This window comes from Paraflavitalea speifideaquila, assembly GCF_032395985.1.
GTDB classification, from domain to species: domain Bacteria; phylum Bacteroidota; class Bacteroidia; order Chitinophagales; family Chitinophagaceae; genus Paraflavitalea; species Paraflavitalea speifideaquila.
In genome coordinates, this window is sequence record NZ_CP135920.1 from 3,469,256 (window position 1) to 3,484,577 (window position 15,322).

At 48.4% G+C, this 15,322-nt stretch carries 18 protein-coding genes and 1 pseudogene; 13 read left to right on the plus strand and 6 right to left on the minus strand.

The genetic code is table 11. From position 1 onward, the window contains the following. Positions 1-2: 2 nt before the first annotated feature. From RS881_RS23720 to RS881_RS23730, 3 genes are read right to left on the minus strand one after another with little or no spacing between them, the layout of a single operon-like run. The gene (locus RS881_RS23720; protein ID WP_315823361.1) at positions 3-218 is read right to left on the minus strand and encodes an acyl carrier protein; all 216 of its coding nucleotides are present in this window, start codon (positions 216-218) and stop codon (positions 3-5) included. Positions 219-246: 28 nt separating this feature from the next. After that, positions 247-657 (minus strand): hypothetical protein, encoded by a 411-nt coding sequence (locus RS881_RS23725; RefSeq protein ID WP_315823362.1) that lies wholly within the window; start codon positions 655-657, stop codon positions 247-249. Further along, positions 654-1,241, minus strand: coding sequence for an acyltransferase domain-containing protein (locus tag RS881_RS23730; RefSeq protein WP_315823363.1), 588 nt, complete (start codon positions 1,239-1,241; stop codon positions 654-656). The genes RS881_RS23725 and RS881_RS23730 overlap by 4 nt, the downstream gene beginning before the upstream one ends. A 47-nt stretch (positions 1,242-1,288) precedes the next feature. Here RS881_RS23730 and RS881_RS23735 point away from each other — a divergent pair, with 47 nt between their 5' ends. Both RS881_RS23735 and RS881_RS23740 read left to right on the plus strand, forming a co-directional pair. Then, positions 1,289-1,753, plus strand: coding sequence for a hypothetical protein (locus RS881_RS23735; RefSeq protein WP_315823364.1), 465 nt, complete (start codon positions 1,289-1,291; stop codon positions 1,751-1,753). Further along, a complete protein-coding gene (locus RS881_RS23740; protein WP_315823365.1) occupies positions 1,678-2,043 on the plus strand; it encodes a 4'-phosphopantetheinyl transferase family protein in 366 nt (121 codons plus the stop codon). The genes RS881_RS23735 and RS881_RS23740 overlap by 76 nt, the downstream gene beginning before the upstream one ends. Positions 2,044-2,241: 198 nt before the next feature. Here RS881_RS23740 and RS881_RS23745 read toward each other — a convergent pair whose 3' ends face one another. From RS881_RS23745 to RS881_RS23755, 3 genes are read right to left on the minus strand one after another with little or no spacing between them, the layout of a single operon-like run. After that, a complete protein-coding gene (locus RS881_RS23745; protein ID WP_315823366.1) occupies positions 2,242-2,445 on the minus strand; it encodes a helix-turn-helix transcriptional regulator in 204 nt (67 codons plus the stop codon). Next, positions 2,429-2,572 carry a hypothetical protein gene (locus tag RS881_RS23750; protein WP_315823367.1) on the minus strand — a complete coding sequence of 48 codons (144 nt, stop codon included), beginning with the start codon at positions 2,570-2,572 and terminating at the stop codon, positions 2,429-2,431. Before RS881_RS23750 ends, RS881_RS23745 begins: the two co-directional genes overlap by 17 nt. An 8-nt stretch (positions 2,573-2,580) precedes the next feature. Next, on the minus strand, positions 2,581-2,898 hold the full coding sequence (locus RS881_RS23755; protein WP_315823368.1) for a response regulator: 318 nt from the start codon (positions 2,896-2,898) through the stop codon (positions 2,581-2,583). A gap of 447 nt (positions 2,899-3,345) precedes the next feature. Between RS881_RS23755 and nusG the strand changes: the two genes are divergently transcribed. From nusG to RS881_RS23800, 11 genes and pseudogenes are all read left to right on the plus strand, one after another. Continuing rightward, positions 3,346-3,783 (plus strand): transcription termination/antitermination protein NusG, encoded by a 438-nt coding sequence (nusG, locus tag RS881_RS23760; RefSeq protein WP_315823369.1) that lies wholly within the window; start codon positions 3,346-3,348, stop codon positions 3,781-3,783. A gap of 25 nt (positions 3,784-3,808) precedes the next feature. Continuing rightward, positions 3,809-5,221 (plus strand): condensation domain-containing protein, encoded by a 1,413-nt coding sequence (locus tag RS881_RS23765; RefSeq protein ID WP_315823370.1) that lies wholly within the window; start codon positions 3,809-3,811, stop codon positions 5,219-5,221. Positions 5,222-5,289: 68 nt separating this feature from the next. Then, the gene (locus RS881_RS23770; RefSeq protein WP_315823371.1) at positions 5,290-6,327 is read left to right on the plus strand and encodes an acyltransferase domain-containing protein; all 1,038 of its coding nucleotides are present in this window, start codon (positions 5,290-5,292) and stop codon (positions 6,325-6,327) included. After that, complete coding sequence (gene fabD / locus RS881_RS23775; protein ID WP_315823372.1) at positions 6,291-7,109, plus strand: ACP S-malonyltransferase; 819 nt, start codon at positions 6,291-6,293, stop codon at positions 7,107-7,109. Before RS881_RS23770 ends, fabD begins: the two co-directional genes overlap by 37 nt. A gap of 161 nt (positions 7,110-7,270) precedes the next feature. After that, on the plus strand, positions 7,271-8,506 hold the full coding sequence (locus RS881_RS23780) for a type I polyketide synthase (RefSeq protein ID WP_315823373.1): 1,236 nt from the start codon (positions 7,271-7,273) through the stop codon (positions 8,504-8,506). Further along, on the plus strand, positions 8,506-12,105 hold the full coding sequence (locus RS881_RS23785) for an SDR family NAD(P)-dependent oxidoreductase (protein WP_315823374.1): 3,600 nt from the start codon (positions 8,506-8,508) through the stop codon (positions 12,103-12,105). The genes RS881_RS23780 and RS881_RS23785 overlap by 1 nt, the downstream gene beginning before the upstream one ends. A gap of 17 nt (positions 12,106-12,122) precedes the next feature. Further along, positions 12,123-12,731, plus strand: coding sequence for a beta-ketoacyl [acyl carrier protein] synthase domain-containing protein (locus RS881_RS23790; protein WP_315824587.1), 609 nt, complete (start codon positions 12,123-12,125; stop codon positions 12,729-12,731). Next, positions 12,638-12,886 carry a hypothetical protein gene (locus tag RS881_RS59905; RefSeq protein ID WP_350340243.1) on the plus strand — a complete coding sequence of 83 codons (249 nt, stop codon included), beginning with the start codon at positions 12,638-12,640 and terminating at the stop codon, positions 12,884-12,886. Before RS881_RS23790 ends, RS881_RS59905 begins: the two co-directional genes overlap by 94 nt. 154 nt (positions 12,887-13,040) lie before the next feature. Next, a pseudogene (locus tag RS881_RS61695) lies at positions 13,041-13,316 on the plus strand (KS-MAT linker domain-containing protein); the annotation flags it as partial. A gap of 215 nt (positions 13,317-13,531) precedes the next feature. Then, positions 13,532-14,410 carry a polyketide synthase dehydratase domain-containing protein gene (locus RS881_RS23795; RefSeq protein ID WP_315823375.1) on the plus strand — a complete coding sequence of 293 codons (879 nt, stop codon included), beginning with the start codon at positions 13,532-13,534 and terminating at the stop codon, positions 14,408-14,410. 29 nt (positions 14,411-14,439) lie between these two features. Beyond that, complete coding sequence (locus RS881_RS23800; protein WP_315823376.1) at positions 14,440-15,294, plus strand: SDR family NAD(P)-dependent oxidoreductase; 855 nt, start codon at positions 14,440-14,442, stop codon at positions 15,292-15,294. The last annotated feature ends 28 nt before the right edge of the window (positions 15,295-15,322 follow it).

A 15,322-nucleotide genomic window follows, 5' to 3' on the forward strand; every position in this document is an offset into this window, starting at 1 on the left:
GTCTACCAGGTCGGCCAGTCTTTGCACCTCAAACAGTTCGGAGAGGGGATGTGCAGAGACAGGTCCTCCAAAGTAGCAGCAATGATCACAGCACGATCAATAGAACTAGCGCCAAATTGCCTAAATTCTTCCTGGTACAGGAAAGCATGGTTGTTTAATTCCGGAAACAGCTCCCGGGTATGCTGTATCAACAATTGAAAAATATTCTCTTTTAACATGGCTGTATGGTTTAATGATAAGTGTGGATTATAAACTGTTCCTGTAAATAGCCGGCAGGGATAGATCGGGCCGCCTTTTCAATAGTTGCAGGTTTTGTAAGCCTCCCTGTCCAGGGTCCATGATACCAAACAGGGCCGACCCTGATCCCCTGGGAATGACCTGCCTGCCAATAGATGCCAGCATGCCCGATGGACTGCAGTCAATATAGAAATACTGCCCCCTGGATTCCAGCAGCCTGATGGCATCACTGAACCTGATCTGCTCACGCATGGTTTGCCACCAATAATAAGGACTTAGGTGATAGAGTTCCCGGGCATGTACGCCTGAAATAAAAGACACCAGGGGTTTGGTGCTCAGTAGCTGGCTTGTACATTCCAGGAAGGCGGCTTTGGCTGTATCGATCAGGGGACTGTGCAATGCCAGGTTGACGGGCATCACCTGGTAAGGGATCTGGTTTTGGTGGAGATAGGTTTTATTTCTTCCAGGGCTTTGGCATCGGCCGACAGTGTAAAATGGCCGCAATTATGAATGGTGACCAGTGTAGCGGCTTCATATATTTCGTATACCCGGCGGTGGGCGTCGTTTGTCAGTCCATTTTCCAATACAGTGATCATGCCTCCTTTTTCACAATTGTCTTCCAACGCGGCCGCCTGTCCTGTTACTGCCGCCAACATGTCCAGCGGGTCTACAGCGCCACCAACGGCGGCGGCTACTGCCTCGCCCAGGTTATTGCCCAGCACATGGGTGGGGTGGATATCATATTCCACTTGTAAAGTCATGGCCAGGGCATATTGAACCATATAACGCGCAGGATTCGATACCCGGATACTATCAGTCAGCGTTGCCGTATGATGGTAAATATGTTCCACAATGGATTGTCCAGTCAACCGGTAGGCTTCCGCATCCAGTTCCAGGAGGGTATTTCTGAAAGTAGTGCAGCAATCATACAGGTCTTTTCCCAGGCTGTAGTACTGGCTGCCCTGTCCATCGAAAAGGAATACAACTTCAGAATTTTTCTGCATGAATAATTATTTAATGGTTATATTAAGCCATCTCAAATGTGTTCATCATGAAATGGTTGGAAAACAGCGGGGTTATTGAATTACAGCGAACAGACAGTTCTTATACGGCTCATTACAGTATTGTCAACGAATCTTTGGCTGCACTGACTCCTTATCTCTGCCTGTTACATGACAGGGAAAGGAATTATTATGAAGCGTTGAAAGTTGATCTGCGCCGGTCCAGCTACCTGCTGGGAAGGCTGGCGGCTAAGACCGCTGTATCAACGGCGTCGGGCAAGCAGGTAACCGATATGGCCGCTTTCTATATTGGTTTTGGCGTTTTCAAATTCCCGGTAGTAAAGCATTGCTTCCATTCCAATATGCAGGTAAGCATCAGCCATTGTGATGACATAGGCATTGCCCTGGCTTTCCCGGAGGAACATCCCTGGGTATTGATATGGAAAGGGTGGATGCCGATAAAGCGTCGGCTATACAGGCAGTACTTACCCCGGCTGATCATGCACAACTGTTGAAGTATGGCATGGACAGCCCAGCGGGATACACCTTGGTTTGGACAGTGAAGGAGTCGCTGTCGAAGCTCATTAAAACTGGTTTAACTATGGATGCGTGGATGATGGAAGTGAAGTCTATCGAAAGAGTAGGGGATTATTTTGTCAGTACATTCAATCATTGGTTACAATACAAGTCTATTTCGTTCTTCTGCGGCGCTTACGTTTGTTCTATCACACTGCCCCGCAATACACTGCCTTTGGTTGACCAATTCATTCATCACTGCCTGGCTGTTTGTCAAAAACAACCTTAACCGAATGGTTTTACCCAATTCTATATGGCATAGATACAGCTATCGCTATGGAAAACAACAGTTCGTGAAGAGGGAACCCTGGAAGTCGATGAACCAGGAAAATGGAAGATAATGTTACCTATCCAAATATAAATTTATCGGTTTGCAAAAGCAAATTATTTTTACGTGTTGCATTTCCCCAAACAGGCTTATACGAATCTACTTTACTGTATCAGGTTCCTTTTCAACGCATACAACAAAAAGTCCGCCAATCGTTTTGACGTTAGCCTTTTGCCGCATCTTATCCCGTTTCAATTCAACCGACCTTTTGGACAGGTTCATCCTGTCGGATATCTCATCGGTATTTTTTTCTTCCCGTAACAGGTTCAGTATTTTGAGCTCTTCATTAGAAAAGTCTGGCAATAAATTGGTTACGGCTTTTTCCTTTTAGTACATAATGCTTTAGCAAGGGATTATTGAGGAGGTTGGTATAAAACACTTCATTATTATAGGCAGCCTCAATGGCTTTGACGATCTCAACGATATCCATGGTTTTGGTTAAAAACCATTAATGCCGTATTCAAGACATTGGGCTACATATACTTCATCAGAAAAAGCGGTTAAGATAAGGATACGTGTGTCCGGATAATTGTGGTGAATAATTTTTAAGGCTTCGATACCAGATAGCCGGGGCATATTAATGTCAAGCAGTAATACATCTGGTTGTACATCCTGTAGTTTTTCGAGCAGGTCGGCCCCATTTTCGGCCACAAAGATCACGGTAAGGAAATCATAAACGGAAAGTGCTTTTTCAAATGCTTGCCGAACAGCGGTATGATCATCGGCAATAGCGATTTTAATGGTTGATGTAGTCATTGGTGGTAAGGTTTAACGATTAGGCACTAATAACATGAGCCAACGGTTAGTTTTTGTAATATGACAAAAACGAAATGAACAGCATGTTGTATTTGTTAAAAGTACTCATTTTCCAGACGAAAACTTTCACTAATATTGATTTAGTTTCCTGATTGCATAGCCTCTTGAACGTTGTTGTTGCTTGTAAACTGATCCTAGACCCTTTCATTCGAGAACTTTTTTACCCAAATCATTATTGAAATTGCTTCTGCAGTACCCAGTTCTGGGTAGTCAGTAGCGATAGCTCTACCCCTTTCCCAACCGTTCACCGTTTCTACGAAACGTAAGTGTTGCATTTGCCTGCTATCAGTTTACAGTAATCATTATCCCAAACATATGACCAGCTTTAATGCGGGATGGTATCTGCTATATACCAGGCCCAAACACGAAAACCGTGTAGCCGAATCTTTGTCTACTAAACAAGTTGATTATTACCTGCCTTTCCAAACTGTAACGCGTATATGGGTCGACCGGGTAAAACTGGCCAACGTGCCCATGTTCCCATCTTATGTTTTTGTTAATTTAAAAAGCCAGGACAATTATTTTGAAGGACTTAATGCCACTGGCGTAGTTCAGTATGTGAAGTTTGGCGGCCTCCATGCGCGCGTATCCAACCAGGTGATCAACGACCTGAAGTTGGTAGAAGCGTATGGAAAAGGGGTGGAAGTATCTTTTTCCAGGTTTGAACAGGGGCAACATTTGACAATTGTTGATGGCCCGTTTTCGGGCATGAACTGCGAGGTGATACGCTATAATAATAAAGACAAGGTACTGGTAAGGCTTTCCTTATTACAGCGTAATGTATTAATGGAATTGCCCCAAAGTAAATTGCATAGCCTGATATAGAAAGGCTTTCATCCAACAGAAAATAATGGTAAACATGTATGGCGTGAAGGATATTAAAAGTAAAACCGTAGAATATTTACCGCTTACGGGTGCCCAGCAATGGCTTATGGGGGAACTGTTGAAATATAAGCGGCCAGGCTGGGTATGCCTGGAGTTTATGATAAAGACCAAGCAGCCCATGAACGAATTTGCCATGAAAGAGGCGGCCTGGTACCTGGTAGCCAGGTATGAGAACCTGAGGGTGAAGATCTACCATAAAGATGGGAGATGGGTACAGGAACTGTATCCTTTGACCGAATCGAATATCTATAGCAGGTATGACCTGTCGCAGGAAACGCCTGAAGAACAGCAGGTGAAAATGCGGGAGATCTGTATCAAAGAACGGGATTGGTTATTGCCCGGACGGGGCAACGTGATCCGGATCCTTTATTTCAAATTTTCAGAAAAGGAGGGCCGCATTTGGTTCTGTGTGCACCATGTGGTGTCTGATTTTGTATCGATGCTGATCTTGTCGGGTGATTACATGAACGCCTACAACACCATTGTACAGGGCCGGGAGCTGAAAAGGCAGGCCGTGACGGATTATCGCAAATGGATGTACATTTTAAATGGGTATGCCAGGGATGTGGTATTTCCCGCACAATATGAATATTGGATATCCCTGCCCTGGGAAAAAGCAAAACTATTACCGGGCGACTATCCAGACCAATTTGGCCAGGCCGAAGTAGTTAACGAAGTGCTGCGTACCAAACAGTGGCTACACCAGTACAAAACCTATCACCTGGCTCTACCTCAAAGCGATACGCTTAAGCTGCTGGGCCGGTATGGATTGGAGTTTGAGGCTATTCTGATCGCGGTATTCTTCATGGCCATGTCCAATCACCGGAAGGTCGACTGCCTCGACATTGCCGCATCACATGCAGGCCGGAACCTGCTGCCTGCGGAATATGAGGTTAGTGAACACCGGCTGGTGGGCTATATCTCGCTGGTGCGGGTGCTTTTGTTGACTAATCCTGGTTATGGAAATGCCACCAGGGATGTGCACCATGTGGCCGAGCAGATCAAGAACATACCGCATGGCGGAACGGGCTTTGCGATGGTGATAGATTATATCAGGCAGGACGGGTTAAGAGAAGCCTATTGCAGTTTGCGCAAGAATCCCCAGATATTTTTTAACTACCTGGGGGCTACCAATACCCAGGGCAATAACGAAGCGTATGAAATGGTGCAGGAGGACATAGGCCAAAACCTTTATCCGCCCGAGATCAAAGACTCCATTTTTGAATGCAGTGCCGCCATCAACCAGGGCCAGCTCAATATTACGCTTACTTATATTGAAACCTATATGAAGGAAAGCACCACTGCAGGCATCCTGCAGTTAATGGTGGGCATGTTACGAACACTGGTAAGCGAACAGGAAACGGAAAAAGCGATATGAACAGCCAATAAGCACTATCTATGAAAGTAATTTTTATGTTTTCCGGTCAGGGTTCCCAATACTATCAAATGGGAAAGAAATTATTTGATACCCATCCTGTTTTCCGGGAAAAGATGCTGGAACTGGATGAAGTATCAAAAGCAGTACAAGGTGAATCCATAATTGGAGCTTTGTACGCTGCCGATAAGAAGCTGTTTGATCCCTGTACAACCCTCCACCATACCCACCCGGCCATTTTTATGGTTGAACTAGCCCTGGCCAGGGTATTAATAACAGCAGGTGTGCAGCCTGATTACCTGGTGGGTTTTAGCCTGGGCGAATTTACCGCAGCGGTACTTTCCGGTGCGCTTACCGAAAGGGCAGCTATGGAAATGATCATTAAACAAGCTCAGTTGGTACGCGACCGCTGTGTGGAAGGAGGCCTGATCGCTGTATTGCAGGGCCCGGAACTATATCATCAAACGGCGGTTATCAGGAACAATAGCACCCTGGCCTCCATCAATGGCCCGGCACAATTTGCAATAGCGGGCGAGAAAGGCGCACTGAATATAGTTAAGCAGTTCCTGAAAGAAAAGGATATCCTGCACCAGGAACTGATGGTTGGATATGGATTTCATTCACCGGCTATTGATGATGCCCAGGCGGCTTATGCCACTTATTTATCCACCCAAACGGTGGGCCGGCCTGCGGTTCCCATGGTATCGGGTATAACAGGGCAGCCGGTGCAATCATTTACGCCTCACTATTTCTGGGACTCTGTACGGCAGCCTACCAATTATGTAGCAGCCATTAACACCCTGGAAAATACAGTGGGTAATACCGATCAACTCCTATACATCGACCTGGGACCGGCCGGTTCACTGGCCAACCTGGTCAAATACAATATGCGGGAAGGTTCCAGCTCCCGGGGATTTCAGATCATGTCGCCCTTCCAACAGGAGTTAAAAAAATTGGAGGAGGTGATCAATTACCACCAGGCGCATAAGCCTTCAGCACCCGCTTTACCAGTGGCAAAGAAAGACGGGCTGGTAGCCTGGCTATTCCCTGGTCAGGGATCGCAGAAAAAGGGATGGGTGAAAACCTGTTCCCCGCCTTCCCAGCGCTGACGGATCGGGCCAGTGAACTATTGGGCTATTCCATCAAGGAACTATGCCTGGACCCTGCCAATAGGAACCTCAATCTTACGCAGTACACACAACCCGCCCTGTATGTGGTGAATGCGCTGGCTTACCTGCAATTAAAAGAAGAAACGGGCCAAATACCCGATTTTGTAGCTGGACATAGCCTGGGTGAATACAATGCCTTGTTTGCCGCCGAAGCATTGGATTTTGAAACAGGCTTGCGCCTGGTTCAAAAAAGAGGGGCCTTGATGGCCATGATGAAAGATGGGAGTATGGCAGCAGTAAAAGGATTAAGTGAAGAAGAAATAAAATACGTCCTGCAACGCCATGGACTGGATGAAATAGATGTGGCGAATTACAATTCGCAAAACCAGATCGTATTATCGGGACCGAAAGAGTTGATCAATAGATCGGGTCATTATTTTGAAGCAGCAGGCGCCAGCTTGTATTTTGTTTTGAATGTAAGTGGCGCTTTCCACTCCCGGTATATGCTGCCTGCCCGGCAGGAGTTTGAATTGTATTTACAGCAATTCCATTTCCAGGCTCCCAGGATACCTGTTGTGTCCAATGTAGAAGCGGCCCTGTATCACCAGGATAAAATACGGTCGCTACTGGCCGATCAATTGATCAAACCAGTACGATGGACAGACAGTGTACTGTTCTTATCGAACCAGGGCTCTATTACATTCAAGGAAGTAGGTCCAGGCGATGTACTTACCAAACTGGTGTTTGGCATTCAGCGCGACCGGCAAGCGCTGGTTCAATAGTGTTGGTTTGTAGCCGGAGGCTACGAAATAGCCGTCACCAGCCAGAGGCTGGCGACTGGAGACCTGACAGACATTTGCTTAAGTAATCGACATTGATTCCAAATTCTGTCTTCTCTATTCTGTATGCTGATTTCTGTATTCTTTAATCTTTAAGTATAGCAATGCATAATCCTGTTGCAGGGTCTTCCGGTATGCGGAGGCCTGATATAGCCGTTATTGGTATGTCGTGCAGGTTTCCCGGCGCTTCTAATTATGAGGAGTTTTGGGAGAACCTGAAAGCAGGCCGTTCGGGCATTGAAGAAGTGCTGGCCAACAGGTGGAACTGGCGCGACTATTGGGGCGATCCAGCCACTGAGAAAAACAAAAGCAATAGCAAATGGGGTGGCTTCCTGGAAGGAGTAGCCAATTTTGATATTGACTTCTTTGGCCTCTCGGCCAGGGAAGTAGAAAGAATGGATCCCCAGCAACGCCTAATGCTGGAACTTACCTGGGCTTGCCTGGAAGACGCAGGCATTCGTCCGACTACGGTTTCGGGCGAGCAGGTGGGGGTATTCCTGGGCGTATTCAATTTCGATTATAAGGAGTTGCAGGAGCGTGGCGGACAATTGTCTATTGAAGCGCATCATTCTACCGGTACGGCATCAGCTATTATTGCCAACCGGGTATCTTATTATTATAATTTCAAAGGGCCCAGTGTGCCGCTCGATACGGCCTGCTCCAGCTCGCTGAGCGCCATTCATGCCGCCCTGCAGTCTTTACAGTTGGGAGAATGCAAAATGGCACTGGCGGGAGGTATTAATCTGTTATTAACACCCACCCGGCATATCTCCTTTTCCAAAACAGGGATGTTGTCGCCAACAGGCTCCTGCAAAACATTTGATGATGGGGCCGATGGCTATGTGCGTGGAGAAGGAGCAGGGCTGATCCTGTTGAAACCACTGGAACAAGCCCTGGCCGATAAGGATCCTATCTATGGTATTATAAAAGGCAGTGCAGTAAATCATGGGGGCAAAACTTATTCCCTTACTTATCCCAATCCCGATGCACAACGGGATGTGATCATCGCCGCTCAACAAATGGCGGGTGTTACACCCGATACCATTGGCTATATCGAAGCACATGGCACCGGCACACCCAAGGGTGATCCTATTGAGTTCAAAGGATTGGTCAATGCTTTTCAAGGGCTCGGCCAGGAAATGTCACTAACCAACAACTACTGTGCACTGGGATCGGTAAAAACCAATATCGGTCACCTGGAAGCGGCAGCAGGTATTGCCGGGGTAATCAAGGTGTTATTGTCCATGCAGCACCGGCAATTGCCAGGTTTGCTGCATTTCCAACAACTCAATCACCGCATCTCTTTAGCGGGTACGCCTTTTTCCTGGTTACCTCTTTAATGCCCTGGGAGCCTTTGATCACAGCAGCCAATACCTTATTGCCCAGGCGGGCGGGTGTTAGTTCCTTTGGATTTGGCGGCACCAATGCCCATGTGGTATTAGAAGAAAAACCAGCGGAGGCAACTGTAGATGTCAGTGAGCAGCAGCCTGATAAACCTCCTTATTATATGGTATGCCTCTCGGCCAAATCAGCGGAGCAGTTGTACCAGAAAGAAAAAGAACTGGCCGCCTGGCTGAGCAACCGGACTATACCCGTTGAACTGGCTGACTTGTGCAGAACCCTGGCAACAGGGCGTGAACATTTTCCCAAAAGAACCGTGTTGCTGGTACAACAGATAGGGGAGTTGCAGGAGAAACTGGCGCTGCTCGAAACTCAGGAAGAAGTGCCCGGATGTTTCAGGAATGTACTGTTCCCCAAACAAGCAGCCAGCTCTGCTGCACTTTTTGGTGAAATAGACAAACTCGTAAGCCAGACTTTATTGTCGAAGGATACCAGCCAAGAAGCTTATTATGAAAAGCTGGTGGTATTGGCCGAACTCTATTTAAAAGAATACCAGCCCGATTGGGGAAAGCCCTGGCTGGGCAGTGCAGGTAAGCGTATCGGAATGCCTACCTATCCTTTTGCCAAACAACCATACTGGGTACCTGAATTGGAACAAGTGGTGGCTATTACTGCCATCACTAATCCGCTATTGGGCACCCAACTGCCTGGTACAAACGGCCCGGTTTTTACAACCACCTTTACCGGGCAGGAGTTCTTTTTACGTGACCATATTGTCAATAATAAAAAGCTATTACCAGCGGTGGTCTACCTGGAAATGGTGCGGGCCGCGGTGCAGGCAATCGCGCAAGATATTCAACCATCGGGCGAGACTCATTTGTACCTGGAAAATATCAGCTGGAATCAGCCGATAGTAGTTGCCACCAATAGTGTAGTGGTACATACAAGCCTGAAGAACGTGGAGAAGGATACCCTTTCGTTCAGTGTATACGGTGAGCCTGCCAACGCATACGAAATCCCTATTGTGTATAGCAGCGGAGCAGCGTTGTTCAAAGCGCCATCCCACCAGACCACACAAAATATTGAACTATTAAAGGCGCAATGCGCCAGTGCTCGAAAGACAAAGCAAGCTGTTATCAGGTCTTACAAGCCATGGGCTTTGCTTATGGCCCGGCTCATCAATGCCTGGAAGGGGTGTATGCGGGTGCAGGATGGCTACTGGCCTCCATCAATTTACCTGCTACGGAAAGCAATACCTTATCTCCCTATACTTTGCATCCCGGCTTACTGGATGCCGCCTTTACAAGCCTGCCTGGTGGCCGGCCGGGTGGATGAAAAGGAACCTCCGCTTTATCTACCCTTTGCCCTGGATAGCCTGGAAATCATACAGGCTACCACTGCCCGGATGTGGGCGGTGATCAACCAGCCAGTTAAGGGACCCTCAGCTCCCGTAAAACGATTTGATATAGACCTCTACGATCACAACGGCAGGCTTTGTGTGCGTATGAAAGGGTTTACTTTCAGTTTGATTAGACCAGCAGTAGAAGCAAAGCCGTATTTACTGATAACACCCGATTGGAAAGCAGCCGCTGCCGAAAAACAAGTAATTACACAGCCTCCTGCACGTCGCCTGGTTTTCTTAGCTGGTGCAACTCCTTCGGCTGCGACAGCCTTGCAACAACAATTGCCCGGTGTACAGGTCATTGTATTACCAGCTTTGGATAATAATATGGCCCAACAATACCTGGAGCATACGATCCAGGTATTGGAAGCGATCAAGGTGTTGCTGCAAGCAAAACAGCCGGGCAAGATACTGGTGCAGCTGGCCATCCTACAACAGCAGGAACCTACGCTTACGACTGGTTTGGCAGGATTACTAAAAACCGCTGCGCTGGAAAATCCAGCTTTTACGGGTCAGGTGATCATCCTCACAAGGGAAGAAGAACTATTGCAGCGCTTACAGGAAAATGTGTACGAAGGAGCACCACATCGGATCAGTTATGGGGAGGGTATAAGAAAAACTGCCGGATGGAAAGAATTGGCCCTTCCTCCAGCAGCGGCAGCCATCCCCTGGAAGACCAATGGCTGCTACCTGATCACCGGTGGTACTGGCGGCCTGGGCAGGATCGTTGGCCGGGAGATCGCCACCCGGGTGAATAACCCATTGCTCATTTTAACCGGTCGCTCAGTATTGGATGCTGATAAACAAGAACAGCTCAAAGTACTAACTGCCCTGGGAGCCCGCGTCATGTACAGGCAGGTAGATATAGCTGATCGAACAGCTGTGGCCGGATTGATACAATACATCAATGACCAGCATCTCAGTCTACAAGGGATTATACATTGTGCGGGCATTGTACAGGATAATTATATCATCCGTAAAAATGCCCACTCAGTAAAACAGGTTTTATCGCCCAAGGTATTGGGTGTTGCTTTCCTGGATGAGTTGACGCAGCAACTGTCACTGGATCACTTCATTCTATTTTCTTCTATCGTAGGGCCACTGGGCAATAGCGGTCAGGCCGACTATGCGGCTGCCAATGGTTACCTGGATGCCTTTGCAGCCTGGCGTAATACCCAGGTAGCGGCAGGCAAAAGGCAGGGACATACACTTTCCATCAACTGGCCTTTGTGGAAGGAGGGAGGTATGCAGTTGGCGCCAGAAATGGAAGCCATGCTGTTACAACAAATGGGTATGCACTTGCTGGAAACTAATGATGGCATTGCAGCGCTTTATGCGGCCATCCAGACAGGCGTATCGCAGGTATTGGTAGCGCCCGGTAATAGGCAGTTATTGGAACAAAAATTCCTGGCAATGGGCAGCAGCCACCAGGAGGCTGTACCAATAAGTACACCATCAGCCACTACTGCAGTCGAATACTTTACCTCTTTATTGTCTGTCACCATCAAACGGCCTGCTGCGCAAATCGATCCCGAAGCAGCTATGGAGGCTTATGGTATCGACTCCATCATGGTGATGCAAATGACCAACCAATTGGAAGGGGTATTTGGCGTCTTACCCAAAACCCTCTTTTTTGAATACCAGAATATCCAGGAACTCACCCAATATTTCCTCGATCACCACGCGCAAAAATTACAGCAGGTATTGACGCCTGCATCACCAACCACCCAGGAAGTCGCTGCTACTGCCTTACCACCCCAACCAACAGCGGTGGTACCTGAGGCCCGGCCTTTTGAACAAGCGCCGGTGCCTGCACCAGCTACCGGCCCATTGGATATTGCCATTATTGGTGTGGCTGGCCGTTACCCGCAGGCCGATAACCTGCAGCAGTTCTGGGACAACCTGCAACAGGGCAAAGATTGTATCACAGAAATACCGGCCAGCCGTTGGGATTACCGCTTGTATTATGATGCCGATAAAGAGCAGGAAGACAAGTCGTACAGCAAATGGGGAGGATTTATAAATGATGTAGACAAGTTTGATCCCTTGTTCTTTAATATATCGCCTTCCGAAGCAGAGCGAATGGATCCCCAGGAGCGGTTATTCCTGCAATGTGTGTACGAAACCATTGAAGATGCCGGGTATACCAAACAAAACCTGACGGGTCAAAAAACTTTGGACTGGGCAACCAGGTAGGCGTATACGTAGGGGTGATGTACGAAGAGTACCAGTTACTAGGTGCCGAAGAAACAATGGCTGGCAGGCCAGTAGCTTTATGGGGCTTGCCATCGTCTATTGCCAACCGGGTATCTTATTATTTCGACTTTCATGGGCCCAGTATGGCGATTGACACCATGTGTTCATCTTCGCTGACTGCTATCCACCTGGCCTGTGAAAGTATTGTACGCGGTAAGAGTGAGCTGGCCATTGCCGGAGGGGTTAATGTGTCCATTCATCCCAATAAATATTTGTTTCTAAGCCAGGGCAGGTTTGTTTCGGGCAAGGGCCGTTGTGAAAGTTTTGGTACCGGGGGCGATGGTTATGTACCAGGCGAAGGGGTAGGAGCGGTATTGTTAAAACCACTGGCCAAAGCCATTGCCGATGGCGATCATATCTATGGCGTGATCAAATCTACGGCCATTAATCATGGAGGTAAGACCAATGGTTATACGGTGCCCAATCCCAGGGCGCAGGCGGGGCCATCAGCAGGGCCTTTAGCGAAGCTGGTATCGATGCCCGCAGCATCAGTTACCTCGAAGCACATGGTACCGGTACTTCCCTGGGCGATCCCATTGAGATACTGGGCTTGGGTAAAGCTATGAGCGATTATTCTACCGACACGCAATTCTGTTCCATTGGTTCTGTCAAGTCAAACATAGGCCATTGCGAAAGTGCGGCCGGCATAGCAGGCATCACCAAGGTATTGTTGCAACTAAAGCATAAAAGATCGTACCCTCCCTTCATTCGGCTACTTTAAATGCCCATATAGATTTTGCCAATAGTCCATTTTATGTACAACAGGGGCTTACGGATTGGGAAAGACCAGTACTGACCCGGAATGGTGTCACCAACACCTATCCACGAAGTGCAGGTATTTCATCCTTCGGCGCGGGGGCGCCAATGCGCACATTGTGTTGGAAGAATACATCCCAGTAACAGCGCACCCAACCCCTGTACAAAATAGTTCGTCTCCTTTCCTTATACTGTTATCTGCTACCGATGAGAACAGGCTGATAGCACAGGCCGGCCAACTGCTGGCCGCTATTGGCCTGCACAAAACATATTGGAACCTGACCGATGCAACATTGCCGGCAATGGTCTACACCCTGCAGGTGGGCAGAGAACACCTGCAGGCCCGGCTGGCACTATCGGTAAACACCCTGCAAGAGCTGGAGTTGCAGCTGCGCCAGTTTATCAACGATCCACAAACGGTTCAAACCTTTGCCAAAAGCCACCACCCACAAGTGAGCAGTTGGGTACAAGGTGCTAAGATCGACTGGGCAGCGCAGTATGCCCATCAGCCAGTGCAAAGGATCAGCTTGCCGGCGTATCCCTTTAAGAAAGAAAGGTATTGGGTGGGGAAGCAGGTCGAAAGCCAAGCCCCATTGGCAACATTAATACCTTGGCAGTACTTCATCCCTTACTGCACCAAAATATCTCCGACCTGGGCTTACAGCGATTTCGTGTGCAGTTTACGGGTCAGGAATTTTACCTGCGCGATCATTTGGTGCAGGGAAGGTCTATCCTGCCTGCCGTGGCGCAGCTCGAAATGGCCAGGGAAGCCGTACAGCGATCCATTCCCTCCTTTGATGTTTCCACCCAACAGGTACGCTTGCAGCATATGGTATGGACTCAGCCGATAGTGGTAGGCAAAGATGGTCTTACTGTAGCTATTGAATTGATGGCCGATGCCCAGGGCATTATCCATTTTGAAATTGTGGGACAGCCTGGCGAAGAAGGGGAACGTGAAAGCTATAGTCTGGGACAGGCAATCATTACCAGTCTACCTGCCAACAGTTCCTCTGCTAACGAAAACCTACTCCATCTGCAACAGGCTCTTAATAAACAGCGGATGACCAAGGAAGCCTGTTATGAAGCCATTCATAGCACCGGTTTGCACTATGGCCCCTCATTGACAGGCATAGAAACATTATACATTGGTGATAAAAAGATACTGGCTCGCATTGCTGTGCCTGCTATTAATATGGAGGCACAGGACCAGTTGGTATTGCATCCCGCGCTGCTCGACCCGGCATTGCAGGCTACCCTGTGTTGGGAACTGGCCAATGGCGGAGATGCTATTGATACTTACCTGCCGTATGCCCTGGAATCCTTAGAAATACTTGCTCCCATTCCTGCTACTGCCTGGGCATTGATAACAGGCCAACCAGGTGCTCAGGTAGGACAAAGAATACTGGATATAGATCTATTGAATGATCAGGGCGGTGTCTGTACACGCATGAAGGGGTTGCCTTTGCCAAGCCAACATCCAGCGAGCTAACGGAAGCAAAGGGGACGACAGAAACCCTGTTGTTACTACCAGCGTGGGAAAGAAAAGATCATAAGGAAACTGTCAACAATCAACCAATCAAGAAACAAGTGGTTGTGGTGTGTGGGTTGCCGGCAATGGACAATGAACTAATAGCTGATATGCCTGGTGTGGAGTTGAGGACGTTTACCGCAGCAACGGCAGCCCGGTTTAGTAAAGCAGGTCTGGAACTATTTGAACAAGTAAAAAACTGGTTATCGGATAAGCAGCCCATCCTGGTGCAGGTATTGATACCTGCCGAAGGGGAAGGGCAGCTCTATGCAGGAATGGCGGGGTTATTAAAAACAGCGCGCAAAGAAGCGCCCCATTTCTATTTCCAGCTGATCCGCGTAGCCAGGCATGAACCCATAGCTGCTATCCGGCAACAATTAATACCGCATGCCAATAACCTGACCGATCAGGTGATCCGTTACCAGGATGGCCACCGGCAGGTATTGCAATGGACCATTGCGGCGGCGCAGGCAACAAACAAAGTAGCACACCCCTGGAAGGAGGGTGGCGTATACCTCATTACCGGTGGAGCCGGTGGACTGGGGCTGCTGTTTGCACAGGAAATAGTTAGTCAGACAAAACGCGTAACACTGGTGCTTACGGGCAGATCCTCCCTCGACCAGCGCAAACAGCAGGAACTGGCTGCCCTGGAACAGGCTGGCGCTACGATCGACTACCGGAAAGTAGACATCACCGATCAGCAGGCTGTACAGCTTTTAATACAATCCATTTGCCATGAATTTGGCGGATTGCACGGTATCCTGCACAGCGCCGGGGTGATCAGGGATAATTACCTGGTGAACAAACAAGCTGCCGAATGGCAGGAAGTGTTGGCCCCAAGGTAGCAGGTATTCAATACCTCGACGAGGCCAG